Below are 25328 nucleotides of genomic sequence, written 5' to 3'. Positions count from 1 at the left end.
AAATCCCACCGCTTATGTTTTGAGTAACCCATGAATAGCTTTTTGACTAAATCCTTTGCCACCGCCCTCGTCACACTGATTTTGTTGTTAAGTGGATGGGTTTTCGCGCAACAACAACCCATCCCCAACGCTCAACCCATCCCCGCCCCACCTCAACTGGCCGGTAAGGCTTGGCTGTTAATGGATGCCAAAAGCGGCAATGTATTGGTGGCTGAAAACGCCGATGAGCGTTTATCCCCGGCCAGTTTGACCAAACTGATGACCGCCTATATCGGCACACTGGAAATCGACGGCGGTCGCATTGGCGAGCAAGATAGGGTGCGCGTCAGCGAAAAAGCCTGGCGTACCGGCGGTTCGAAAATGTTTATCGAAGTCGGCAAACAAGTCAGCGTCAGTGATTTGCTGCACGGCATTATCATCCAGTCCGGCAATGATGCCAGCATTGCTCTGGCCGAACATATCGCTGGCAGTGAAGAAACCTTCGCCGATTTAATGAACCAGGCCGCGCAAAAGTTGGGCATGAACAATACCCACTTTAAAAACGCCACGGGCCTGCCGCCCGCCGAAGAAGAAGTCAAAGACAATCCGCCACTGGTGCATTACTCCAGTGCCCGCGACCTTGCCTTGCTGGCACGCGCGATTATTTTTGAAAACCAAACCCATTACGCACTCTATTCAAAAAAGGAATTTACCTTTGGCGGCATCAAACAAAGTAACCGCAACCTGCTGCTCTGGCAGGATGAAAGCGTGGACGGGCTGAAAACCGGCCACACCGAACGAGCCGGTTACTGCTTGGTCGCCTCGGCCATACGTGACGATACCAGGCTGATTGCCGTGCTGCTGGGCAGCCGCAACGAAAAAGTCCGCGCCGCCGAAGTGCAAAAACTACTGACCTACGGCTTTCGCTTTTTTGAAACGCGCAACCTGCATCCGGCCGGCGAAGCACTGACCGAGGCTCGCTTATGGAAAGGCGCAGCCAACCAAGTTAAAGCAGGCGTTGCCGAAGACCTCGCCATTAGCCTGCCTAAAGGCAGCGCCTTTAGCGAGAAAATACAGCTTGATGACCCGCTTATCGCACCCATTGATAAGGGGCAGAAAATCGGCACACTGCACATCGAATCGGACGGCAAGCTGATCAAAAGCGCCGACTTGGTCGCGCTTGAAGCCGCTCCCCAAGGTAGCCTGCTGGGTAGGCTTTGGGACGGCATCGTTTTATTCTTCCGCGGGCTATTTAGCTGATGAGCCCGGCGCCGAAAATCGAATTTCCCTGTCCGTACTACCCGATTAAGGTCATCGGCGACAGCGGGGAGGATTTTGCCGCTTTAGTGCTGCAAATCGTCCAGCAGCATGCAAGGCTTGCCGATGGCAGCCGTCTGCAAAGCCGACCAAGCAAAAACGGGCGCTTCCAAAGCCTGCAAATCGCCATTGTTGCGACCGGTAGCGCGCAACTTAAAACACTCAATGAAGCACTACGCGCCACTGGCCGCGTGCAGATGGTGCTCTAGTGGACGAATTGATTGTCCGCGAGCTGGGTCTGCACGATTATTTTCCAGTCTGGCAGGCCATGCAACGCTTTACCGATACGCGCACCGGGCAAAACAGTGATGAACTCTGGCTGCTGCAACATGCGCCGGTATTTACCTTGGGGCAAGCGGGAAAACTCGAACATCTGCTTGCCCCCGGCGATATTCCGCTGATTAAGGTTGACCGTGGCGGGCAAGTCACCTATCACGGCCCCGGCCAGTTAATCGCTTATTTATTGCTGGATATCCGCCGCAAAGCCAAAGGCGTGCGTGATTTAGTGAGGCAGATGGAGTGCAGCTTGATGGCGCTGCTGGCAAGCTACGGCATCAGCGCACAAACTAAAGCCGGGGCACCTGGGGTTTATGTTGATGATGCAAAAATCGCCTCGCTTGGACTGCGTATCCGTCGCGGCTGCTCGTTTCATGGATTAGCGCTTAATGTGGCGATGGACTTAGAACCCTTTTCCCGCATCAATCCTTGTGGCTACCAGGGACTTCGCATCACGCAAATGCAAGACTTTATTCCTTTAATCGATATGGCCGAAGTCTCAAGCAAACTGTGCTCGCAGCTTGCCGCTACGCTCGGCTACCCACAAATCATCTTGGGCGAGGCGCTATCCCTATGAGCCAGACAGCACAAGCGCCGGTTAAACCGGCCAAACTCGAACCCGGCAGCAAACTGCGCGGGGCGGAAAAAGTCGCGCGGATACCGGTAAAAGTTATCCCGACCGAAGTGCTGCCGAAAAAACCGGACTGGATTCGCGTGCGCATTCCGCTCTCGCCGGAAGTTGAGCGCATTAAACAACTCCTGCGCAAGCACCGTTTGCACAGCGTCTGTGAAGAAGCCTCTTGCCCGAACCTTGGCGAGTGTTTTTCCGGTGGCACGGCGACTTTTATGATAATGGGCGACATCTGCACCAGACGCTGCCCGTTCTGCGATGTCGGCCACGGTAGACCCAAACCTTTAGATCGCGAAGAGCCGAAAAACCTCGCCACCGCCATTGCCGATTTAGCCTTGAAATACGTGGTGATTACCTCGGTAGACCGCGACGATTTGCGCGACGGCGGCGCCGGACACTTTGCCGACTGCCTGCGAGAAATCCGCAAACTCTCACCCCATGTACAGCTGGAAACCTTGGTTCCGGATTATCGCGGTCGTATGGATATTGCGCTTGAGATAACCGCCGCCGAGCCGCCCGATGTGTTTAACCACAATCTGGAAACCGTACCCAGGCTGTACCGCGCCTCGCGCCCGGGCTCGGACTTTGAATGGTCGCTGGATTTGCTGCAAAAGTTTAAACAGCTTGTGCCGCATATCCCCACCAAATCCGGCCTGATGCTGGGACTCGGTGAAACCGATGACGAAGTCATCGAAGTGATGCAGCGTATGCGCGAGCACGACATTGATATGTTGACGCTGGGGCAATACCTGCAACCTTCACGCAACCATCTGCCGGTACAGCGCTTTGTCCATCCCGATACCTTTGCTTGGTTTGCCGAACAAGGGCAAATGATGGGCTTTAGAAATGTCGCCTCAGGCCCACTGGTGCGCTCCTCCTACCACGCCGACCAACAAGCGCACGGACAAAAACTGGGTACGGCTTAACGCTTTTATCCCTCTCCCGCTTACGGGAGAGGGGAAATAAAGTACCGTTAATCTACTTCAGCCCTTATTTGGACTCTATTCTCCATCCCTTAGATGGAGGCGCTTCTGGCAGGTCATCTACCTGAAGCAGAAACAGTACGCGGTAAACCCCTGTTTTTAAACCGTCTGCTTCCACCTTCACCAAGTCTGGGGAATTATCCAAGCGCTCTATTAAATAAGTGAAGGGAACACTAGCCGACTTATTATTTTTCGGATTGGTAATAATAAAATCAGCTGCACATTCATGCGCACCCGTTTTATCGTTGGTACTGCGCGTTCTGACGGAAGTAATACTTTGCTGATGTCTTTCTGGGTCATGATTCAGACCCTTATAAACATCAAAGGCTACTTTCATTAGCAGATTATGTGCTGCTTGATCAGTACAGCCAGGAACTTTAGGCGGTGAACAACCGGCTAATAAACTGGCTGTTAGAGTGAAAAGCAAAAGGGAGGATTTAATCGAACGGACGCTAGGCTTTTTCACTGTTATTCCTCGTATTGGCTTACAGATTTTACACTGATTTAACTTCCATATTTTTACGCAATTGCTGAACGGTACGAAGCTGCGCGGCGCTTTCTGCCAAGTGCGCAAAAGCTGAGCCGCTGTTAAACGCCGCGCCTGCTCCGCTTTTAATGCTTCTTGCGCGGCGGCTTCATTAATATCGCTGGCGCGAACGGCGGTAAATGATGGCTTTAATTCTAATTAGCGTTAGAAACTGAATTAATAATCAAAGGCCATGCCAGATTCTTCGGATGCGCTCCGAGTCGAATTATTCATGTTTTTAACGCGAAATGGAATAAAAACGTCGCCCCGGCTTACCGGTGCGCTCCTCCTACCACGCCGACCACAAGTACACGGACAAAGATGGGTATAGATTAACGCTTTACTCCCCTCTCCCGCTTGCGGGAGAGGGCTAATCATTACAAGGATTCTTCCCTATCCAGCTTGATTTAGACTCAGCTTCTGAACATGGGGTTGGGGTTATTTCTATTGGGTCTTCCACATAGCTCCAAAGCAGTGCTCGGCGAACCCCTGCTTGTAAATTTTCTACTTCCACGTGAATAGAGTCTGGGGAATTATCCAAACGCTCTATTAAATAAGTGATGGGGATGCTGTACCACTTACCATTTTCAGGATTGGTAATAACAAAATTAGCTGCACATTCATGCGCACCCGTTTTATCGTCGGTACTGCGCGTTCTGATTGTAGTAATAGAGAGCCGATGTCTTTCCGGGTCCTGTTTCATGTACTTATAAGAATCAAGGGCTATTTTTATTAGCAAATTGTGTGCTGCTTGATCAGAACAGCCCGGAACTTTTGCGTAAGACGGCGAGCCTGTTAATAAACCAGCCGTCAGGGTAAAAAGCAAAAGGGAGGGTTTAATCGAACGACGCTCAGGCGTTTTCATTATTATTCCTCGTATTGGTTTACAGTTTTTACACTGATTTAACTTCCATATTTTTTACGCAATTGCTGAACGGTACGAAGCTGCGCGGCGATTTCTGCCAAATGCGCGGCGGCTGAGCCGTAGTTAAACTCCGCGCCTTTTTCATTTAACGCCTGTTCAGCGGCTTTTAATGCTTCTTGCGCAGCGGCTTCGTCAATATCGCTGGCGCGAACGGCGGTATCGGCCAGCACTTTTACCATGCTGGGCTGCACCTCCAAAAAACCACCAGAGATATAAAACACTTCTTCTTCGCCGCCGGATTTGGTTAAGCGAACCGGACCCGGTTTTAAGTCGGTAATAAGCGGCGCATGACCGGGGTGAATACCGAGGTCGCCTAAATTGCCGTGGGCAATTAACCCTTCGACCAATCCAGAGAAAATCTCGCCTTCGGCACTGACGATGTCACAGTGAACGCTAATAGCCATAGTTGCACCTCTGTTAGATGTTTCCTTTGCCACCGCCGTTGATACGGCGGTGGCATATCAGGATTTAGAGTTTCTTGGCTTTCTCGATGACTTCATCAATACCGCCGACCATATAAAACGCCTGTTCCGGCAGATGGTCGTATTCACCTTTCAAGATTCCGTTAAAGCCAGCAATGGTATCTTTTAGTGATACGTATTTGCCGGGCGAGCCGGTAAAGACCTCGGCAACAAAGAACGGCTGCGACAAGAAGCGCTGAATTTTACGGGCGCGAGCCACCAGCAGTTTGTCGTCCTCGGACAGTTCGTCCATACCCAAAATAGCGATGATGTCTTTCAGTTCTTTGTAACGTTGCAGCACGTATTGCACGCCACGGGCGACTTCGTAATGTTCTTGGCCTATCACCAGCGGATCGAGCTGGCGCGAAGTGGAATCGAGCGGGTCTACCGCCGGATAAATCCCAAGCGAAGCGATGTCGCGTGACAGTACGACGGTTGCGTCCAAGTGGGCAAAGGTAGTCGCCGGGCTGGGGTCGGTAAGGTCATCCGCCGGTACATAAACCGCCTGGATGGAGGTAATCGAGCCTTTTTTGGTGGAAGTAATGCGCTCTTGCAATACGCCCATTTCTTCGGCCAAGGTCGGCTGATAGCCTACCGCCGATGGCATGCGTCCAAGCAGTGCCGATACTTCAGTACCGGCCAGCGTGTAGCGGTAGATATTGTCGATAAACAGCAGTACGTCACGACCTTCGTCGCGGAATTTTTCTGCCATGGTCAGACCGGTCAAGGCTACACGCAGACGGTTGCCCGGCGGCTCGTTCATCTGCCCGTAAACCAGTGCCACTTTATCCAAAACGTTGGAGTCTTTCATTTCATGGTAGAAGTCGTTGCCCTCACGGGTACGCTCGCCCACACCGGCAAATACCGAATAACCACTGTGCTCAATGGCGATATTGCGGATAAGTTCCATCATATTGACGGTTTTACCCACACCGGCACCGCCGAACAGGCCGACTTTACCGCCCTTGGCAAACGGACAAACGAGGTCAATCACCTTAATGCCGGTTTCCAGCAGTTCATTGCCACCGGCCTGTTCGGAATACGAAGGCGCGGCGCGGTGGATTTCCCAGCGCTCTTCTTCGCCAATCGGGCCTGCTTCGTCAATCGGATTACCCAGTACATCCATAATCCGCCCGAGCGTTGCCGTACCGACCGGAACAGCAATGGCCTTACCGGTATTAACTACCTCAAGACCGCGTTTTAATCCTTCGGTCGAACCCATAGCAATCGAGCGTACCACGCCGTCGCCCAATTGCTGCTGAACTTCCAGCGTGGTTTCAATACCTTGTACTTTCAGTGCGTCGTAAACATTCGGCACGGCTTCGCGCGCAAACTCTACGTCGATAACCGCGCCGATGATTTGTACGATACGTCCGCTACTCATTAGGGTTTCCTCTGACCAATTTGTGCTTAAACCGCCGCCGCGCCGCCGACGATTTCTGAAATTTCCTGGGTAATGGCCGCTTGCCGCGCCTTGTTATAAATCAGTTGCAGTTCACTGATTAAGTTACCGGCGTTTTCTGTAGCGTTTTTCATGGCAACCATACGCGCGGCTTGTTCGGCGGCGTTATTTTCCACCACCGCTTGATAAACCTGGGATTCAATATAACGCACCATTAAACCATCCAATAAAGGCTTGGCATCTGGCTCGTAGATATAATCCCAGTGGTGTTTTAATTCCTGCTCATCGGTTTTCGGCAGCGGCACTAAAGGTTCAATCGACGGCTGCTGAATCATGGTATTGACAAACTTGTTCGATACCAAAGAAAGCCGGTCAATACGTTTATCCAGATAAGCATCGAGCATAACTTTAACGCTGCCAATCAAATCGTTAATCGCCGGAGCTTCGCCTAAATGATTGATAGCGGCAACCACATTGCCGCCAAAGTTGCGGAAAAACGCCGCCCCTTTACTGCCGATAACGCATAAATCGACTTCCACCCCTGCCTCATGCTGCTCGCGCATGTCCTTGACCAGAAGTTTCAGCAGATTGGTATTTAAACCACCGCACAGCCCACGGTCGGAAGTCACCACGATATAGCCTGCGCGTTTAACTTCGCGCGCTTGCATAAACGGATGACGGTATTCCGGATTGGCGTTAGCCAAGTGGCCGATAACCTGACGGATGCGCTGCGCGTATGGACGACCGGCGGCCATGCGCTGCTGCGCCTTGCGCATTTTGCTCACCGCCACCTTTTCCATGGCGTTGGTGATTTTTTGCGTGCTTTTAATGCTGGCGATTTTGCCGCGTATCTCTTTTGCGCCTGCCATATGACATCTGCCTTAAAGGTTAAACGGCCTTACCAGCTTTGCGTGGCCTTGAACTGATCGAAAGCCGCTTTTAGCGCTGCGTCTATTTCGTCGTTAAAATCGCCTTTTTCGTTGATTTTTGCGAGCAAATCGGCCTGTTCATGATTAAACCAAGCAAGCAACGCAGTTTCAAAAGCACCTACTTTATTAACCTCCACGTCGGTTAAGTAACCGCGCTCAGCTGCATAAAGGGAAACCGTCATTTCTGCCGTGCTCATTGGCGCATATTGCTTTTGCTTCATCAGTTCAGTCACACGCTGACCGTGGTCAAGCTGCTTGCGCGTGGCTTCATCCAAATCCGAGGCAAACTGCGCAAAGGCGGCAAGCTCGCGGTACTGCGCCAGAGCAGTACGAATACCGCCGGACAGTTTTTTAATGATTTTGGTCTGCGCCGCACCACCGACACGCGATACCGAAATACCGGCGTTAACCGCCGGACGAATGCCGGAGTTAAACATGGACGATTCAAGGAAAATCTGTCCGTCGGTAATGGAAATCACGTTGGTGGGAACAAATGCAGAAACGTCACCGGCTTGGGTTTCAATAATCGGCAGTGCGGTTAATGAACCGGTTTTGCCTTTAACTTCACCGCCGGTGAACTTTTCCACATAGTCGGCAGAAACACGCGAGGCGCGTTCCAGCAGGCGGCTGTGGAGATAGAACACGTCACCCGGATAGGCTTCACGACCCGGCGGGCGGCGCAGCAGCAGGGAAATCTGCCGATAAGCCACCGCTTGTTTGGAGAGGTCGTCATAAATAATCAGCGCATCTTCGCCACGATCGCGAAAGTATTCGCCCATGGTGCAACCGGAATAAGGCGCAAGGTATTGCAATGCGGCGGATTCAGAAGCGGAAGCTGCGACCACGACGGTGTTTTCCAGTGCACCGTGTTCTTCCAACTTGCGCACCACGTTGGCAATGGTGGATTGTTTCTGACCAATCGCTACATAAACGCATTTAATGCCACTGTTTTTCTGGTTAATGATGGCATCAACGGCGAGCGCGGTTTTACCAATTTGGCGGTCGCCAATAATCAACTCGCGTTGACCACGGCCAATCGGAATCATCGAGTCAACCGACTTGTAACCGGTCTGCACCGGCTGGTCTACCGATTTACGCCAGATAACCCCGGGGGCGACTTTTTCTACCGCGTCGGTCAGTTTGGCATTAATCGCGCCTTTGCCGTCAATCGGATTGCCCAGCGCATCCACCACGCGACCCAAAAGTTCAGGGCCCACCGGAACTTCCAGAATACGGCCGGTGCATTTGGCGCTTTGCCCTTCGGCCAGATTTAAATAATTACCCAGCACCACCGCGCCAACGGAATCGCGTTCCAGGTTAAGCGCCATGCCATAAAGGCCACCAGGAAATTCAATCATCTCGCCATACATCACATCGGCCAGACCATAAATACGCACGATTCCGTCCGATACGGAAACAATGGTGCCTTCATTACGAGGCTGCGCGGTCACATCGAGATTTTCAATGCGACCTTTAATAATTTCGCTAATTTCAGAGGGATTAAGTTGCTGCATGGTGTAGTTGCCCCTTCGCTAAAGCCTTCTATTGGCTGTTAGGATTTTAATGCTTCGGCCAGTTTTTCCAGCTTGCCACGTATTGAGCCATCGATAACCGTATCACCGGCTTTAATTAACACGCCGCCAATCAGACTTTTATCCAAGACCAACTCAAGGCGTATTTCACGCGCAAGGCGTTTGCTGAGTGCGCTTTTAAGCTGCTCTTGTTGTGCATCATCAAGTGCAAAAGCACTAATAACTTGCACATCGAGCGATTTTTCCTGTTCAGCACGGTACTGTTCAAACTGCTCATAAATTTGTGGCAGCAGTAACAGGCGGCGGTTTTCAGCCAGTACGCCAATAAAGTTTTGCTGCGCTTGATCGAAAGCCTCGGCGGCCACCTGATTAAACTGCGCGGCTTTTAAGCCGCTGCTACGCTCAGGTGAACTCAGCAAAGCCTTAACTTTTGCATCGCTTGCAAGTTGCGCCGCCAGTTGCAACATGGCAGACCAAGCAGAAAGTTGCGCCGCCGCTTTAGCATGCACAAAAGCGGCTTTGGCATAAGGCCGCGCCAATGTGGAAAGCTCTGCCATAACCGTTCCTTAAATCTGCGCCGCCAGCTGACCCAGCAGTTGGTCGTGTGCCTTGGCATCAACGGCCTTCCCGAGGATTTTTTCTGCCCCGCTGACCGCTAAAGCACCCAGTTGTACACGCAGCGCCTCTTTAATGGCGGCAACTTCCTGCTCGATTTCCGCCCTGGCCTGCGTTTTAACGCGCTCGGCTTCAACTTTGGCCTGTTCGCGGGCTTCGTCGACCATGACAGAGGCGCGCTTTTTCGCCTGCTCGATAATTTCAGCCGCCTGCTCTTTGGCCTCGCGCAACTGGCCGGTTATTTTTTCTTTCGCCAAATCCAAGTCGCGCTCGGCGCGATTGGCGGCGTCCAATCCTTCGGCGATCTTCTTTTGCCTTTCTTCCAGTGCACGGATAACCGGCGGCCAGATAAATTTCATGCAAAAGACGACAAAGATAAAGAACGCTATGCCTTGAAAAATCAAAGTGGCGTTTATGTTCACAGCAGCACCTCGCGGGTTGGTTGGTTTATTGCCAAAATCAGCGCGAGGTTAGCCTGCAACCTGACCCACAAACGGGTTGGCGAAGGTGAAAAACAGCGCAATACCTACACCAATCATGGTCACGGCATCGAGCAGACCGGCGACGATAAACATCTTCACTTGCAGCATGGGCACCATTTCCGGCTGGCGCGCGGCGCCTTCCAAAAACTTGCCACCGAGCAAACCAAAGCCAATGGCAGTACCCAAGGCACCCAAGCCAATTAACAGGGCAACGGCGATTGCGGTCATTCCAACTACAGTTTCCATCTTTCCTCCGACGGGGTTATATCATTTGCAAATACTGTTTTTTATTAAAGCACTTCAATAAAAAACAGCGGGGATTTAGTGATTATCTTCATGCGCCATTGATAGATAAACAATGGTCAGCATCATAAAAATAAAGGCTTGCAGGGTAATAATCAGGATATGAAATACCGCCCAAGCCCAGTTAAGTACAATACCTAAAGCGCTCAACAGGAAAATACCGCTGCCGAACATGACCGCTATCAGGATAAAAATCAATTCGCCGGCATACATATTGCCGAACAGTCGCAGCGCGAGCGATACCGGTTTGGCAATCAGCGTAACAAATTCGAGCAAGAAGTTGACCGGTATTAACAGCGCTTGTAGCAGTTTGTTTTTGCTGCCAAAAGGATGCAGCGTGAGTTCTGCGAGAAAGCCGCCGAAGCCTTTGACTTTAATGCTGTAGAAAATAATCAAGCCAAATACCGAAAGCGCCATGCCTAAGGTGGCATTCGGGTCGGTAGTGGATACCACGCGGAAGAACAAATGCTCGTCACCGGCGACTTTGGCGGCCAGCACCGGAATAAAATCAACCGGCACCAAGTCCATCAGGTTCATCAAGAAAACCCAGACAAAAATGGTGAGCGCAAGCGGGGCAATCACCGGGCTTTTGCCGTGAAAGCTGTCTTTAACGCTGGTATCGACAAAGCTGATCAGCACTTCAACAAAGTTTTGCAAGCCGCCGGGCGTAGCGGATGTGGCTTTTTTGGCGGCTGCGCGAAACAGCAGGATAAAGACCAATCCCAATACCACCGACCAGCCGATGGTATCGACATGAAACGCCCAAAAACCCATTTCTTTGGCCTGCTCGGCGGTATGGGCAAAGCCCCAACTACCGTCGGCATGCTTGCCAAAGGTGAGATTGGACAGATGGTGCTGGATATAGCCTGATGCGCTTTGTTCTGCCATTTTTGCCTCAAAACTGGCCTTAAAGTTTAAATAGTGCTTATGCCTTGGATGCTTTTGCCGTTTTTATAAAAATCGGCGCAAAGCTGCCGCTTAACTGGGTACAAAAAAATACCGCAAACAAAACGGCGGCATCCACGGATTTTACTTTGGCAAATACCAGCGCAAACAGCGCGGCAGCCAGAATAAGTTTGCCTGCTTCGGCGCGGTAAAACGAGCGGACAATTTGCCGCGCCTCATGATTGGGGTTAAAGCGCAGCGTTTTAAGACAAAAATAAAGCGCCGGTAAAAACGCAATCAACCCGCCCAGCAGTGCTGATTTTCCCGCGACCTCTCCCGAAAACTGCCACAGCAACAAGCAGGCCAGTACAAAAACGCAACACTGGGTCGTCAATAAAACCCGTGCAAGCCTTGAACTTTCTATGCCTTGGCTTTGTGTTTGCATTTATTTTTGTCCTTGCGTCCTGCCTGATCTCGTAAAAAACTTATGTGTTGTAGCTGTATGTGCTGTGTTTGCCGCTTTCTTGGACAAAAGCGCGGCAGAGTATAAAGGCTGTGCAATGCCGGTTCAACCGCTAAAAGCGCTTATTGGATATGTGCCAGCACGCCTTGCAACGCGTCGAGCGAGTCGTAGCGGATAACCAGTTGCCCGCGGCCTTTGGCGCTGTGTTTGATATGCACGGCAGCGCCTAGTTTTTCGGCCAAGCGTCTTTCCAGACGGCTGATGTCCGGGTCTATTGGTAGCGGCTTGCTTTGAGGTTTAGCGGCCAGCCAAAGTCTGACCAAGGCTTCGGTTTGCCGCACATTAAGCGAATCGGCGACTACCCTGCGTGCGCCTTCGCTTTGGCGTTCTTCGGGTAATCCCAATAAGGCGCGGGCGTGCCCCATTTCCAGGTCGCCATGCGCAAGCAGGGTTTTCACTTCTTCCGGCAGACTGATCAGTCGCAGTAAGTTGGCGACGCTGGCGCGTGATTTACCGACCGCTTCGGCGACTTGCTGTTGGGTGAGTTCAAATTCCTGTTGCAGCCGTTGCAGGGCGAGCGCTTCTTCGATCGGATTTAGGTCTTCGCGCTGGATATTTTCAATCAGCGCCAGGGCGATGGCGGTTTCATCGGGGACTTCGCGTATCAAGGCGGGGATTTTGCTTAGACCTGCTTGGCTACTGGCTCGCCAGCGCCTCTCACCGGCTATCAGTTCATAGCGACCTTGACCTATCGGACGCACCACCACAGGCTGCATAACGCCTTGCGCTTTGATGGAATTGGCGAGTTCTTCCAGCATTGCTGGGTCCATATCACGGCGCGGCTGGTATTTGCCACGCGAAATCAGGTCCAGCGGCAGATGCTGTAATTCGTCGCGACCGGCATTGCTGGCTTGCTCTTGCAACAGCTCGCTGCCGCCGCCCAGCAGGGCATCCAAGCCGCGCCCCAGTCCTCTTTTTTTTACCGCCATAACGTCCTCTTAATTTGTGCCGCTTTGCTGCGCTTTACGCTGCCGACGGGCGATTTCTCCGGCTAGCGCCAGATAAGCCTGTGCGCCTCGTGATGTTTTGTCGTAAGCCAGCGCCGGAAGACCAAAACTCGGCGCTTCTGCAAGGCGCACATTGCGCGGAATTACGGTGTTGTAAAGGCGCTCGGCAAAATGTTGTTTAAGCTGCTCACTCACGTCTTGGGTCAGGCTGATGCGCGTGTCAACCATGGTGCGCAGTAATCCTTCAATTTTAAGCGCTGGATTAAACCGCGCACCGATTCGCTCAATCGAGGCCATTAAATCGGTCAAGCCTTCGAGTGCGTAATACTCGCACTGCATCGGGATAATCACCCCGTCGGCGGCGACCAGCGCGTTAATGGTGAGCATGGATAGCGAGGGCGGGCAGTCAATCAGGATGTAATCGTAATTCTCGCGCACCGGTTCGAGCGCCTTGCGCAACCTGGCCTCTTTGCCGGACATTTGCAGCAGGCTAACCTCGGCGGCGGTTAAATTGCGATTAGCCGGCAGCAGTTGATAGCCGCCCTGTTCGCAAAACTGCATGGCTTCGATCAGGTCACATTCGCCGGTCAAGACTTCGTGGATGGAGTGGCTAAGCGCCAGTTTGTCGATACCGCTGCCGGTGGTGGCGTTGCCTTGCGGGTCGAGGTCTATCAGTAGCACATGGCGGCGCGTTTCGGCCAGCGAGGCGGCCAGATTGATGCAGGTGGTGGTTTTACCCACTCCGCCTTTTTGATTGGCTATCGCAAACACTTTGGCCATAGGCGCGGCTCTTGATTGAAGATGGATTAAAAATTAAGCAGTGCGGCGCAATATCAACAGATGACGCCGTGCTTGGCAACCGGGAACTTTAACTAAGTGGTTTGCCGCGCAGTGAAAATCCTTCGGCAGTTGCTGTAATTCTTCAGCCATTGCCGCGCCTTTCATGGCCAGCCAATGGGTTTGGCTGTCGCCCAAATGGCGGGTTTTTTCGGCAAAGTCGGCCACTTCACTAAAGGCCCTTGAAACAATACCGTTAAAGGGTGTATCGGTCTGCAACTGCTCAATCCGCGTTTGTACGGCTTGCAGATTATCCAAGTTTAATTGCAGTTTAACCTGGATTAGAAAGCGCACCTTTTTGCCGATACTATCGACCAGTGTCCAGTTTTTTTCAGGAAAGACAATAGCCAGCGGTACGCCCGGCAATCCGCCGCCACTGCCCACGTCCAAAAAGCGCCCGATGATGGGTTTAATCCAAGGGGCAATACTTAAACTATCCAGCAAATGGCGGGAAACCATTTCGTTTGGATCACGTACTGCTGTTAAGTTATAAGCCTTATTCCATTTAACCAACAAGGCCAGATAATCCAGCAACTTTTGCTGTTGCAAAGCGCTTATTTCAAGATTTAATGCATTTAAACCTTGCTTAAGTTCAGCCAATAACCCGCTCATCCTTGTACCACTTTAGCTAGCTCTTGGTATTTTTTAGATAAATTAATAAAAGCGACAAAGCGGCTGGCGTAACCCCTGCAATACGCCCTGCTTGTCCTAAGGTTTGTGGACGAGTGGCGGCGAGTTTTAGCTGGATTTCTTTGGATAATCCACCTATTTGTGAATAATCCAACGCATCCGGCAGCTTGATTTGTTCAGCATTTTTAAGCCGTTCAATCTCTTCTTGCTGGCGAGTTAAATAACCTTGGTATTTAATTTGTGTTTCCACTTGCTGCGCCACTGCAGCTTCTGCTGGCAGTAATTCACAAGCCTCTAGCAGCTTGCAGTAAGTAACTTCCGGTCTTGCCAGTAAAGCATTTAGATTATATTCATGGGTCAGTGTGCTGCCAAACTGCTTGGCAAAGCGCTGCGCCTCGGTGCTGTTGGGCTGAACCCAGGTGGCTTTTAAACGCTGCTGTTCTTGTTCAATCGCCTCGCGTTTTCTGCAAAAAGCCGCCCAGCGCTGATCATCCACTAAACCTAAGTGACGGCCTATTTCGGTTAGCCGTAAATCGGCATTATCTTCGCGCAACTGTAAACGGTATTCGGCGCGTGAAGTAAACATGCGATAAGGTTCGGGCGCGCCTTGAGTTAATAAATCATCCACCAATACCCCTAAATAGGCTTGATCGCGTCTTGGGCACCAAGGTTCTTTATCTTGCACTTGCAGCGCGGCATTACATCCGGCTAATAAGCCTTGCGCGGCGGCTTCTTCATAGCCGGTGGTGCCGTTGATTTGTCCGGCAAAGAACAATCCGCCGATGTGTTTAGTTTCCAGCGAACTTTTTAAGTCACGCGGGTCAAAAAAGTCGTACTCAATGGCATAACCCGGGCGCAAGATATGCGCTTGTTCCAGTCCGGCAATTGAGCGAACAACGGCTAATTGCACATCAAAAGGCAGTGAGGTGGAAATACCGTTGGGATATAGCTCGTGTGTGGTTAAACCTTCTGGCTCAATAAAAATCTGATGACTGTCTTTACCGGCAAAACGATGGATTTTATCTTCAATTGATGGGCAATAACGCGGGCCGATACCTTCAATCACGCCAGAGTACATCGGCGAGCGGTCAAGATTGGCGGCGATAATCTCGTGGGTTTGCGGGTTGGTTTGAGTAATCCAGCAGCAGCGTTGCGCGGGATGTTGTTCCGCCTTGCCCAAGAAGGACATGACCGGCAGCGGGGTATCGCCGAATTGTTCCTTCATTTTGGAAAAATCCACCGTGCGCCCGTCAATCCGTGGGGGCGTTCCGGTTTTAAGCCTTGCTACACGTAGCGGCAATTCGCGCAGTTTGTCTGCCAGCGCAATGGAAGGCGCATCTCCCGCTCTGCCACCGGCTTGTTTTTGTAGACCAATATGCAGCAATCCGCCCAAAAAGGTGCCGCTGGTGAGCACTACAGTGGGTGCATAAAAACGCAAGCCCATTTGCGTGACCACGCCTTTGACCTTATCGCCTTCGAGCACCAGGTCATCACAGCTTTGTTGGAATAAATACAGGTTGGGTTGATTTTCCAGCGTTTGCCGCACGGCGGCTTTGTACAGCAGGCGGTCTGCTTGCGCACGAGTGGCGCGAACCGCAGGGCCTTTGCGACTGTTAAGTACACGAAATTGAATGCCACTGACATCCGTCGCGCACGCCATCACCCCGCCCAAGGCATCCACCTCGCGTACCAGATGACTTTTGCCGATGCCGCCGATGGATGGGTTGCAGCTCATTTGCCCCAAGGTTTCCAGATTGTGCGTCAGCAGCAGCGCCCTCGCACCCATCCGTGCGGCTGCAAGGGCCGCTTCCGTTCCCGCATGGCCGCCGCCGACCACAATCACATCAAAACGCTGTGGATAGTCCAAGCGCACCTCAAAGCTAAAAAATAAGCCTGAAAGTATAGAGCGCCTGGTCTTTTTCAGAAAGCTGAGTCTTTAGAACTTAAACCTTGCCACATCAAAATAATAGAAAAGTCTTTATATAAAGCTCTTTGTTGTTTTTTTTACTAGTGAGGCTTTTTTCTGTGGATAACTCTTGCCAAGGCAGAACCTGCCAGACCTTGCCGAGCAGGATAAGTCTGCGGATGGAAAGGCTTTAGCTTAAGGATAAGCGAAGAAAATACTGTGTATAACCAGGCAGGTTATGCACAGGCAGGTTTTGCCGAAGGCTCTGCACAGGCTTATCGGCAGGGTTTGCGAGGGGTTTTGCACAGGGCTTAAGCGAGCCGCAGGCGGGTTGTTCTTTAAAAATCAGCAAAATCCTCACCAGGCTATTGACAAAGAATTTGCAAGGTCTATATTGTGGAGTTTGCTGAATGCAGCATTGCACACATAAAGCATGACGCTGAAGCTTGTCCTCAAGTAATCCAACAAAAACTCAAGGAGAGTCTGATATGTTCCAGCCAGCCAAAATCGCCCTTGTCGCTTTCGCTGCCGCCAGCGCACTGCTGCTGCAAGCCCCGGCTCAAGCAGAAAGTTCATGGAGCACCATTCAAAAGAAAGGCGTATTGCGCTGCGGGGCGGCACCTGCACCGGTTTATGTGATGCGCGACCCGAAAAGTGGGCAGTACAGCGGTATTCATGCAGACCTATGCCGCGATTTCGGCGAGCAGGTGCTTAACGTGAAAGTCGAATTTGTCGATGCCACCTGGGATAACTTGGTGGCGGGCCTGCAAAGCAATAAATGGGATATGGCACTGGCACTTAACCCAACGCCTGCACGCTCCTTGGTGGTGGCGTTTTCTGATCCGGTGGTGTCCTCGGAAACGGCTTTTGTCATGTACAAAAACAATCCCAAGTTTGCCACTGCGGGCAATACCATCATGGATTATGACAAAGTCGGCGTGGTCATCGGCACACAGGCGGGCAGCACGCATGCCGCAGCGCTTAAACCGATCATCAAACAAGCGACCGTGCAACTGTTGCCCGCTATTGATGAGGTGCGTCTTGGCCTGATGAGCCGCCGTGTGGATATATGGGCGGGTGACAGCATTGAGCAACTGACCACACTGGCCACTAATCCCGGGTACCAGCAAGTACCTTTAAATCCGGCACTGGAAAAAGGCTACGTGGCTTTTGGGCTTTCCCGCGAGATGTCTGCGGCTGATCTCGCTACCCTCAATATTTATCTGCGCAGACGTAAAGATGCCGGAGACTTTGAACGGATGGTGGAAGAATCCGTGCAGCAGGCGGTAGCGGCAACCCAATAATCTAACTATTTAAATAACAAGTCCGGCCATGTTGGCTTAAATATAAGGAGAAATACCATGCATCTGATTAAACAAGTGAAAAAACAGCTAAATGCTTTTTCCATAATAACTGCCAGTGTCGCCTTGCTGCTGCAAGGCACGGCGCAGGCCGCCGATGCCAATGTCTGGCAAAACGTACAAAAAGCCGGCGTATTACGTTGCGGAGCGGCAGTGGCTGCACCCTATGTGATGAAAAACCCGCTGACCAATGAATACAGCGGCATATTTTCTGAGCTATGCCGTGACTTTGGTGAAAAGGTACTCAAAGTTAAAGTTGAATTTGTCGATACCACCTGGGATGCCATTGTTGCCGGATTGCAAGGCAATAAATGGGATATGGCGATGGCGCTTAATCCCACTCCAGAACGCGCCTTGGCGGTGGCTTTTTCCAAAGCGGCGGTGGATTATCAGGTTAATTTCCTGGTGCATAAAGATAATCCAAAGTTTAAAGATAGCACAACCGCTGTGGCCGATTATGACAAAGCCGGCATTAATATTGCCGTGATGTCGGGCGCTGTAGGTGATAAAGCCACCACCGAGGTTATGAAAAAGGCCAATATCATGCGCCTGCCCGGCATGGATGAAACACGGCTTGCGCTGATGTCCAAACGCGCGGATATATTGTCCGATGAAGCCTCAACCAATCATTTATTTGCCCTTGCCAATGATTGGGTCAGGGAAATCTACCCGAACCCTGCGATTGCAAAACAAGGCATTGGCTTCGGATTGCCACGGAATATTTCTCCGGCTGACTTGGCCGTGCTGGATATTTATATCACCCATCGTATCGACAATGGCGATATTGCGCGCTGGATGGATCAAGCTTTTGCCGAGGTTGCAAAAGCTGCGAAGTAAACATTGCGCAATCCATAAAGCCGCTTGAAAAAGCGGCTTTAGTCAAGGGAAAACACCATGAACGCCAATATAAAATCGGTTAAAAAGCAAAGCGAAGTACAACCCGCAAAGCAAACAGACACTGAAATCACCGGTGAACAAAGCTTTATCAGTTTGCGCGGTGTTTATAAAACCTACGGCAATCAATTGGTGGTGATGGATAAGATGGATTTGGATATGCGCGCCGATGACCGCTTGGTGATTATCGGGCCCAGTGGCAGCGGTAAAAGCTCCTTGCTGCGCGTATTGATGGGCTTGGAAAGCATTCAAGGCGGCACCATTTGTTTTCAAGGACAAACCTATATAAGAGCCGCAGAACATAAAGGCAAACCGCTGGATGCCCATTTGCAACAACAAATCGGCATGGTTTTTCAGCACTACACCTTGTTTCCGCATTTATCCGTACTCGGCAATATGATTTTGGCACCCTGCAAAGTGCATGGCCTGTCCAAACAACAGGCGACCGAAAAAGCCCGCCACTTTTTAGCACGTTTAGGCATGGAAGAAAAAATCAACAGCTATCCCAGTCAACTTTCCGGTGGACAAAAACAGCGTGTCGCCATTGCCCGTGCCTTAATGCTCGAACCGCGTTTAATGCTATTTGATGAAGTCACATCGGCACTCGACCCGGAAATGGTCATTGAAGTGCAAAACGTCATGCTGCAACTGGCTGAACAACATATGGCGATGATTATCGTCACCCACGATATGCATTTTGCCAAACACATTGCCACTCGCGTAGTGTTCTGCGCCGACGGCAAAATTATTGAACAAGGCCCGCCCGAACAGCTTTTCAAACAACCCAAAGAAACGCGCACACGCGAGTTTCTGGAAAAGGTCATCCACTTTAATTAACGGGCGCGACCATGAATTATCAGTTTGATTTTCATTTTTTAAGCGGCAGCCTGCCCATGCTGTGGGAAGGATTGCAAGTCACCTTAAAGCTCGCCGTGGTTTCCAATCTGATTGGTCTTGTTTGCGGTTTTGTTCTTTGTTTGATGACGTTAAGCCGCTGGTTTTTTATCCGCTTTCCGGCGCAGATGTTTATTGAACTGTTCCGTTGCACACCGGTGTTATTGCAGGTCGTCTGGTTTTTCTACTGCGTGCCGATGCTGTTTAATGTCTTTATTGATCCGATCATGATGGGCTTTTTAGCGCTCGGATTAAATATGACCGCGTTTAATTCCGAAGCTTATCGCGCCGGTGTTCAGGCCATACCGCGCGAACACCTGGATGCCTGTACGGCGCTGGGTTTAAAAGCTTGGCAGCGCACCTTGTTTGTCATACTGCCGCAAGCACTGCGCAACGCAACGCCAGTATTGATGACCAATGCCATAGGCGGCTTGCAGCAAACCGCACTGGTCGCCATTGTCGCCGTCGGCGATTTAATGTACGTCGCCAAAATGCTCGCCACCGATGCTTATCGCCCGCTGGAAACTTACAGCGTGGTCGCATTGATTTATTTCGCCCTGTCACTGCCTATTGCCCAACTGGTGCAATACATCGAGCGCAAACAGGATGCCGCCACCGGCAGGAGTTAATCAGCATGATCAGTTTTGATTTTTCCGCCGTATTGCCCTTTTGGCTGGTATTGCTTAAAGGGCTTGGGGTAACGCTTGCCTTTACTGCAAGTTGTGCGCTTATCGGTAGTCTGTGTGGTTTTATGCTTTCATTATTGCGTAATTCCCGCTGGTTTTTTGTGCGCTTGCCAACCACTTTATTTGTCGAGTTTTTTCGTGGTACACCATTACTGATACAGATCTTTTGGATATTTTTCTGCCTGCCGGTGGTATTTGGCATCAATATCCCGCCTTATCTTTCTGTGGTGATTTCACTGACCTTGTTTATGTCCGCCATTACCTGCGAAACTTTTCGTGGTGCGCTCAAATCCATCAACAGTGAACAATACGATGCCTGCACCGCATTGGGTTTGGGACTGCGCATTCAAACCCAATATGTGATTTTTCCGCAAGCGCTGCTGCGCGCCATTCCGCCGTTGCTTTCCAATATCGTCAGCCTGTTTAAGGAAAGCGCCTTGATTTCCTCGGTAGGCATAGCCGATTTAATGTTTGTCGGGCAAAACATTTCCAACAGCACCGCAAGGCCGGTGGAGTTTTTATCCGCCGTTGCCGCGATTTACTTTTTAGTGGCTTTCCCGCTAACCCGTCTTGTCGGGCTGATTGAAGCCCGCCTGCTTAGGCGCTTTGCCTATTAACCCCGTCAATGGAGACTAGCATGTTACAACTTAAAGGCATTATCCCGGCCATTATTACCCCGATGCACGATAACGGCTCGGTAAACCATGAAGTCTTTGCCGACCTGCTCGAATACCATCTTAAAATCGGCGCAAGCGGTTTTGTGGTATTGGGTTCAACTGGCGAATACTACGCACTGTCCAACGAAGAACGCCGCCAGGTGATGAAAACCGCCAAAGAGGTGGTCGGTGAGCGCGGTATGTTGATGGCAGGCGCGAACGGTTCGAGCACCCGTGAAGTGATTGAACAAGTGCAGCAAGCCGTTGATTGCGGTTATAACAATCTACTGATTGCCGCGCCTTATTATTGCCTGCCTTCACAGGCCGAATTACTTTCTCACTATAAGGCTATTCTTGCCGCCTTCCCGCAAATCACCTTAACCCTGTACAACTATCCGGTACGCACCAATACCGCAGTGGGTATGGAGATTGTTGAAGCCTTTAAAGACCATCCGCAAGTGATCGCCATTAAAGAAAGCAGTGGCGAACTGTTGCGTGCCATTGAAATTGGCGAAAAATACTCAGGCAAAATTCAATTGTCTTGCGGCAGTGATGACCAGGCGCTGGACTTTTTACTCTGGGGTGCGACCAGTTGGATTTGCGGCCCGGCCAATGCTTTCGGTCCGCAGGCCAATGAACTTTATAACAAGTTCAGTAGCGGCGATATTCGCGGTGCACAAGCGGTAATGCGCAAACTCTTCCCGGTTATGGCAAACCTTGAAAGTGGCAAGTTTGTACAAAAAGTTAAATACGGCACAGAACTGGCCGGTTTTAAATCAGGTCCTGCGCGTGCACCACTTCTGCCATTAACGGATGAAGAAAAGACCGAGTTCCGCAAGGTATTTGAACTCGCTCAATAAACGATATTGTCGCCAATGGTCGATATTTTCCCCTCTCCCTTTTATGGGAGAGGGAGCAAAGGTGAACTATGCAACACCTATTTAAAACTATCGAAGGTCATACCGAAGGCATGCCAGTACGTATGGTCATCGCAGGCGCACCGGAACTTTATGGCAAAACCATGAGTGAACGGCGCGAGCACTTTATCGCCGAATACGACTGGATTCGCCGTGCACTTATGCTCGAACCGCGCGGCCATGCGCATATGTCCGGCACCTTGTTTTATCCACCATTAACTGAAACGTCCGATTTTGCCCTTATTTTTGCCGAAACCTCCGGCTGCTTGCCGATGTGCGGTCATGCCACCATTGGCTCCATTACCTTTGCGCTGGAACAAGGCTTAATTAAACCCAAACAAGAAGGCCAAGTAACGGTTGATGTCCCGGCTGGACAAGTCACGGCAAGTTATCAAAAGCAAGGCCATAAAATTCACTCGGTACGCTTTACCAATGTCCCCAGTTTTTTATTGGCAAGGGGTTTGCGTATGGATTTTAAACCGCTGGGCGAATTGATCTTTGATATTGCCTATGGCGGTAATTTTTATCCGATTATTGAGCCACAAGCCCATTACCCAGGCTGTGAGCACTTTACCCCGGCACAATTGCTCGATTATGGCTGGCAGTTACAACAACAAGTCAATCATGAATTTTCCATCGTCCATCCAGAAAATCCCGGTATTACCGGTGTTAAACACTGCATGTGGGCAGGCAAGCCCAGCGATGCTGATGGGCGCTCGGTAGTCATTGCTGGAAGTGAGCTAATCGACCGTTCACCCTGTGGTACCGGAACCTCGGCACGGGTAGCACAACGTTTTTTTAAAGGGTTACTGAAAAAACACGAACCGTTTAAACATGAAAGCCTGATCGGCAGTTATTTTATTGGCAGGGTAGAAGAAGTAACGGTTTTAGCGGACGGCACGCAAGCGGTTCTACCCAGTGTAGAGGGTCGAGCCTTTATTACCGGTGAAAACACCATTTGGGTTAATAAAACTGAGCCTTATTGGAATGGCTTTAGCCTGAATGACTTTTCCGCACAAAAGGAAAATATATGAGCGACGCACAACAAGCTATTGTGATTGGCGGCGGCATTGTCGGTATTTGCTGCGCTTTATATTTACAGCGGGAAAATTGGCAAGTCACCTTGATTGACCCGGCAGAACCCGGTGATTCCACCGCCAAATGGAGCTGCGGGCAGATTGCCGTCAGTGAAGTGATTCCGCTTTCAAAGCCCGGCATATTAAAGAAAATCCCCGGCTGGCTGCTTGACCAAACAGGACCGTTGGCACTTCGGCCAAAAGTATTACCTGCGATATTGCCTTGGTTTTTACGTTTTATTGCTTGTGCACGACAACACCGCATCCGTGAAATCGCCAAAGCACTGGCGAGCCTTACCCATCATATTTATGACGATTACGCGCCTTTGCTGGATGCTTGCGAAGATAAAAAGCTGCTCGGCGAACGTCCGGTCATTGAATTGTTTGGTCAAGAAAAAGACCTGATACATGAGCGCGCTTTTTTTGCACTTCGTAAAGAGTTGGGGTTTAAAGTAGAAGAATTAAATGAAACGGCCATTGCCGAATTGGAACCGGCTTTAGCCGGCAAACTCAAATACGCTGTATTGCTGCCGGAATGGCGAGCGGTTGCCGATACTGAAGGATTTATTGCGGCGCTTACGACCAGTTTTATCGCCAAGGGCGGTAAACGGATATTGGGCAAAGTGAATGCATTGGAAGAAAAAAATGGTAAAGCCAGCGCGGTTTTACTGGCCAGCGGCGAACAACTGCCTGCCGATACTTTGGTATTGGCGGCCGGTAATGGTTCAAAAGCGTTTTTCCGCCAATTAGGCATCAATAAAGTACCCCTTGCCGCTATTGGTGGTTATCAGGCGGTTTTGCCTGATCCACAAGTAGAAATTCGCCATTCCATCATTTATGCAGACGGTGGTTTTTGTTTTACTCCGATGACACGTGGCCTGCAAATTGGCGGCACCATTGAATTTGCTGGCAATAATGCACAGCCCAACTTTAACCGGGCACAAATTATATTGGATAAAGCCAAAAAACTGCTGCCGCAATTAAATACCGAGCCGGTAGAGTTTGGCGTGGGCTGGCGGCCTTTTCTACCCGATACCAAACCCATTATTGATAAGAGTCCGCGCCTTGATAATGTGCTTTTGGCTTTTGGTCACGGCCAGTTGGGTCTCGCTCTAGGTGCAACCACCGGTCGATTGATTGCAGAACTTGCCCTGGCTAAAACCCCTTCACAGGATTTAACCCCATTTCGCGCAACGCGCTTTTAACCGGTAAGGAGACGCTCCAATGAATAGCAACAAACTCTACATTAACGGCCAATGGGTCGCCCCTATTAAAGGCGGTACTTTTGAAACGATTAACCCGGCCGATGAAACACTGATCTGCCAAGTAGCCGCCGCCAGTAGTGAAGATATTGACACCGCCGTTAAAGCGGCGCGCAGTGCTTTTGATAAAGGTCATTGGCCGAAAACCAGCGGCGCTGAGCGTGCGGTGTTTCTTCGCAAGATTGCAGACGGCATCAGGGCGCAAAGAAAACCATTGGCCGAGCTGGAAGTAAAAGATAACGGCAAGCCATTAACCGAAGCCTTGGCGGATATGGATGACAGCGCCGGTTGCTTTGATTTTTATGCAGACCTTGCAGAAAAATTGGACAGCAATCAAGAATATCCGCTTTCGCTTGGCGATACGCGTTTTAAAACGAAAATCCGCAAAGAACCCATAGGCGTAGCCGGTGCCATTATTCCGTGGAACTACCCGCTGTTAATGGCCGCCTGGAAAGTCGCTCCGGCACTGGCGGCGGGTTGCTGCATGGTGCTTAAGCCTTCTGAACTAACTCCATTAACGGCATTAAAACTGGCCGAAATTGCAGATATGGCAGGACTGCCCGCGGGGGTTTTAAATGTGCTAACGGGCCTTGGCAAAGACGCCGGTGCGCCGCTTGCTGAACATCCAGATGTAGATAAACTCGCCTTTACCGGCAGCGTGCCTACCGGTAGTCGCATTATGGCCGCGGCTGCCCGCGATATTAAAAATATCAGTCTGGAGTTAGGCGGAAAATCGCCCTTTATCGTATTTGCTGACAGCGATATTGAACAGGCGGTGGAGTGGGTCATGTTTGGTATTTTCTTTAACCAGGGTCAAGTGTGTTCGGCGACTTCCCGCGTATTGGTGGAGCGCCCGCTTTATGAAAAGCTGTTGGCGTGTATTGCGCAGCAAGCGGCAAAAATTACCATTGGCAACGGCATACAAGAAGACACTTTATTAGGCCCGATTGTTAATAAAAGCCAATATGACAAGGTACTCGCCGCCATTGAAAAAGGCAAACAACAAAATGCTCGTTTGGTTTGCGGCGGCAAACGTCCGGCAGGGTTTGATAAAGGTTATTTTGTTGAACCTACGGTTTTTGCCGATGTCCCTGAAGACAGCTTTATCTGGAATGAAGAAATCTTTGGCCCGGTAGTGGCTATTCGTCCCTTTGATAGCGAAGAAGAAGCCGTGCAGTCGGCCAATCATTCACGCTTTGGTTTGGGCGCGGCGGTCATGTCCAAAGACAGCATGCGCTGCGAGCGGGTTGCCAGAGCACTGCGTGCCGGTATTGTCTGGATTAACTGTTCACAGCCGACCTTTACCGAAGCACCTTGGGGCGGTTATAAACAATCCGGTATTGGCCGCGAACTTGGCGAATGGGGACTGAATAATTATCTGGAAACGAAACAAATTACCCGCTACAACAGCGATGAACCTTGGGGTTGGTATATCAAGTAATTAAAACCCCGGCTTGCAAAAGAAGGCCGGGGTTAATATTTTAAGGAAATGA

At 50.7% G+C, this 25328-nt stretch carries 28 protein-coding genes and 1 pseudogene; 13 read left to right on the top strand and 16 right to left on the bottom strand.

Annotated features, from left to right (window positions below):
* Nucleotides 1–30: 30 nt before the first annotated feature.
* From AXE65_RS12665 to lipA, 4 genes are read left to right on the top strand one after another with little or no spacing between them, the layout of a single operon-like run.
* Entirely contained in the window at nt 31–1239 is a 1209-nt protein-coding gene (locus tag AXE65_RS12665; protein ID WP_068393196.1) for a D-alanyl-D-alanine carboxypeptidase family protein, read from the top strand.
* Nucleotides 1239–1505, top strand: coding sequence for a DUF493 family protein (locus tag AXE65_RS12660; RefSeq protein ID WP_068393193.1), 267 nt, complete (start codon nt 1239–1241; stop codon nt 1503–1505). Before AXE65_RS12665 ends, AXE65_RS12660 begins: the two co-directional genes overlap by 1 nt.
* On the top strand, nt 1505–2149 hold the full coding sequence (gene lipB / locus AXE65_RS12655; protein ID WP_068393190.1) for a lipoyl(octanoyl) transferase LipB: 645 nt from the start codon (nt 1505–1507) through the stop codon (nt 2147–2149). The genes AXE65_RS12660 and lipB overlap by 1 nt, the downstream gene beginning before the upstream one ends.
* On the top strand, nt 2146–3129 hold the full coding sequence (gene lipA, locus AXE65_RS12650) for a lipoyl synthase (RefSeq protein ID WP_068393187.1): 984 nt from the start codon (nt 2146–2148) through the stop codon (nt 3127–3129). Before lipB ends, lipA begins: the two co-directional genes overlap by 4 nt.
* A 64-nt stretch (nt 3130–3193) precedes the next feature.
* Here lipA and AXE65_RS12645 read toward each other — a convergent pair whose 3' ends face one another.
* The 16 genes and pseudogenes from AXE65_RS12645 to mnmG form a co-directional block, all read right to left on the bottom strand.
* Nucleotides 3194–3652 (bottom strand): hypothetical protein, encoded by a 459-nt coding sequence (locus AXE65_RS12645; RefSeq protein ID WP_153015476.1) that lies wholly within the window; start codon nt 3650–3652, stop codon nt 3194–3196.
* A 28-nt stretch (nt 3653–3680) separates the two neighbouring features.
* A pseudogene (locus AXE65_RS14230) lies at nt 3681–3871 on the bottom strand (F0F1 ATP synthase subunit epsilon); the annotation flags it as partial.
* 211 nt (nt 3872–4082) lie between these two features.
* On the bottom strand, nt 4083–4577 hold the full coding sequence (locus AXE65_RS13665) for a hypothetical protein (protein ID WP_153015475.1): 495 nt from the start codon (nt 4575–4577) through the stop codon (nt 4083–4085).
* Nucleotides 4578–4615: 38 nt separating this feature from the next.
* Nucleotides 4616–5041, bottom strand: a complete 426-nt coding sequence (locus AXE65_RS12640) for a F0F1 ATP synthase subunit epsilon (protein WP_068393181.1) — start codon at nt 5039–5041, stop codon at nt 4616–4618.
* A gap of 64 nt (nt 5042–5105) precedes the next feature.
* A complete protein-coding gene (gene atpD, locus AXE65_RS12635; protein ID WP_068393179.1) occupies nt 5106–6482 on the bottom strand; it encodes a F0F1 ATP synthase subunit beta in 1377 nt (458 codons plus the stop codon).
* A 26-nt stretch (nt 6483–6508) separates the two neighbouring features.
* Nucleotides 6509–7369, bottom strand: coding sequence for a F0F1 ATP synthase subunit gamma (atpG, locus tag AXE65_RS12630; RefSeq protein ID WP_068393176.1), 861 nt, complete (start codon nt 7367–7369; stop codon nt 6509–6511).
* Nucleotides 7370–7398: 29 nt separating this feature from the next.
* Entirely contained in the window at nt 7399–8943 is a 1545-nt protein-coding gene (atpA, locus tag AXE65_RS12625; RefSeq protein WP_068393172.1) for a F0F1 ATP synthase subunit alpha, read from the bottom strand.
* 38 nt (nt 8944–8981) lie between these two features.
* Nucleotides 8982–9518, bottom strand: a complete 537-nt coding sequence (locus AXE65_RS12620; RefSeq protein WP_068393170.1) for a F0F1 ATP synthase subunit delta — start codon at nt 9516–9518, stop codon at nt 8982–8984.
* 9 nt (nt 9519–9527) lie between these two features.
* Nucleotides 9528–9998: a F0F1 ATP synthase subunit B gene (locus tag AXE65_RS12615; RefSeq protein ID WP_068393168.1), complete on the bottom strand. Its 471-nt coding sequence runs from the start codon at nt 9996–9998 to the stop codon at nt 9528–9530.
* A 48-nt stretch (nt 9999–10046) separates the two neighbouring features.
* The gene (atpE, locus tag AXE65_RS12610) at nt 10047–10304 is read right to left on the bottom strand and encodes a F0F1 ATP synthase subunit C (RefSeq protein ID WP_068393165.1); all 258 of its coding nucleotides are present in this window, start codon (nt 10302–10304) and stop codon (nt 10047–10049) included.
* 75 nt (nt 10305–10379) lie between these two features.
* Nucleotides 10380–11249, bottom strand: a complete 870-nt coding sequence (gene atpB / locus AXE65_RS12605; RefSeq protein WP_068393162.1) for a F0F1 ATP synthase subunit A — start codon at nt 11247–11249, stop codon at nt 10380–10382.
* A gap of 37 nt (nt 11250–11286) precedes the next feature.
* Nucleotides 11287–11691 carry an ATP synthase subunit I gene (locus AXE65_RS12600; RefSeq protein ID WP_068393159.1) on the bottom strand — a complete coding sequence of 135 codons (405 nt, stop codon included), beginning with the start codon at nt 11689–11691 and terminating at the stop codon, nt 11287–11289.
* A gap of 140 nt (nt 11692–11831) precedes the next feature.
* Nucleotides 11832–12698, bottom strand: a complete 867-nt coding sequence (locus AXE65_RS12595) for a ParB/RepB/Spo0J family partition protein (protein WP_068393157.1) — start codon at nt 12696–12698, stop codon at nt 11832–11834.
* A gap of 9 nt (nt 12699–12707) precedes the next feature.
* Entirely contained in the window at nt 12708–13496 is a 789-nt protein-coding gene (locus AXE65_RS12590) for a ParA family protein (protein ID WP_068393154.1), read from the bottom strand.
* Between the two features lie 33 nt (nt 13497–13529).
* Complete coding sequence (gene rsmG, locus AXE65_RS12585; RefSeq protein ID WP_068393151.1) at nt 13530–14165, bottom strand: 16S rRNA (guanine(527)-N(7))-methyltransferase RsmG; 636 nt, start codon at nt 14163–14165, stop codon at nt 13530–13532.
* A 16-nt stretch (nt 14166–14181) separates the two neighbouring features.
* Nucleotides 14182–16050, bottom strand: a complete 1869-nt coding sequence (gene mnmG, locus AXE65_RS12580; protein WP_068393239.1) for a tRNA uridine-5-carboxymethylaminomethyl(34) synthesis enzyme MnmG — start codon at nt 16048–16050, stop codon at nt 14182–14184.
* Between the two features lie 527 nt (nt 16051–16577).
* Here mnmG and AXE65_RS12575 point away from each other — a divergent pair.
* From AXE65_RS12575 to AXE65_RS12535, 9 genes are all read left to right on the top strand, one after another.
* Nucleotides 16578–17393 (top strand): substrate-binding periplasmic protein, encoded by an 816-nt coding sequence (locus AXE65_RS12575; protein WP_068393148.1) that lies wholly within the window; start codon nt 16578–16580, stop codon nt 17391–17393.
* A 57-nt stretch (nt 17394–17450) separates the two neighbouring features.
* Entirely contained in the window at nt 17451–18287 is an 837-nt protein-coding gene (locus AXE65_RS12570; RefSeq protein ID WP_068393145.1) for a transporter substrate-binding domain-containing protein, read from the top strand.
* 195 nt (nt 18288–18482) lie between these two features.
* Complete coding sequence (locus tag AXE65_RS12565) at nt 18483–19181, top strand: amino acid ABC transporter ATP-binding protein (RefSeq protein WP_239685102.1); 699 nt, start codon at nt 18483–18485, stop codon at nt 19179–19181.
* A gap of 11 nt (nt 19182–19192) precedes the next feature.
* The gene (locus AXE65_RS12560) at nt 19193–19867 is read left to right on the top strand and encodes an amino acid ABC transporter permease (RefSeq protein WP_068393142.1); all 675 of its coding nucleotides are present in this window, start codon (nt 19193–19195) and stop codon (nt 19865–19867) included.
* A 5-nt stretch (nt 19868–19872) separates the two neighbouring features.
* Complete coding sequence (locus tag AXE65_RS12555; protein ID WP_239685101.1) at nt 19873–20541, top strand: amino acid ABC transporter permease; 669 nt, start codon at nt 19873–19875, stop codon at nt 20539–20541.
* Between the two features lie 20 nt (nt 20542–20561).
* Nucleotides 20562–21440, top strand: a complete 879-nt coding sequence (locus tag AXE65_RS12550; RefSeq protein ID WP_068393139.1) for a dihydrodipicolinate synthase family protein — start codon at nt 20562–20564, stop codon at nt 21438–21440.
* 68 nt (nt 21441–21508) lie between these two features.
* A complete protein-coding gene (locus AXE65_RS12545; RefSeq protein ID WP_068393136.1) occupies nt 21509–22531 on the top strand; it encodes a 4-hydroxyproline epimerase in 1023 nt (340 codons plus the stop codon).
* Nucleotides 22528–23778, top strand: coding sequence for an NAD(P)/FAD-dependent oxidoreductase (locus tag AXE65_RS12540; protein ID WP_068393133.1), 1251 nt, complete (start codon nt 22528–22530; stop codon nt 23776–23778). The genes AXE65_RS12545 and AXE65_RS12540 overlap by 4 nt, the downstream gene beginning before the upstream one ends.
* A gap of 19 nt (nt 23779–23797) precedes the next feature.
* Nucleotides 23798–25276 carry an aldehyde dehydrogenase family protein gene (locus AXE65_RS12535; RefSeq protein WP_068393130.1) on the top strand — a complete coding sequence of 493 codons (1479 nt, stop codon included), beginning with the start codon at nt 23798–23800 and terminating at the stop codon, nt 25274–25276.
* Nucleotides 25277–25328 lie beyond the last annotated feature (52 nt).

It is taken from the genome of Ventosimonas gracilis, from assembly GCF_001580025.1.
Classification (GTDB): domain Bacteria; phylum Pseudomonadota; class Gammaproteobacteria; order Pseudomonadales; family Pseudomonadaceae; genus Ventosimonas; species Ventosimonas gracilis.
Note: the sequence above shows the minus strand (reverse complement) of the source record. Positions and strands in the feature narration are given on the sequence as shown.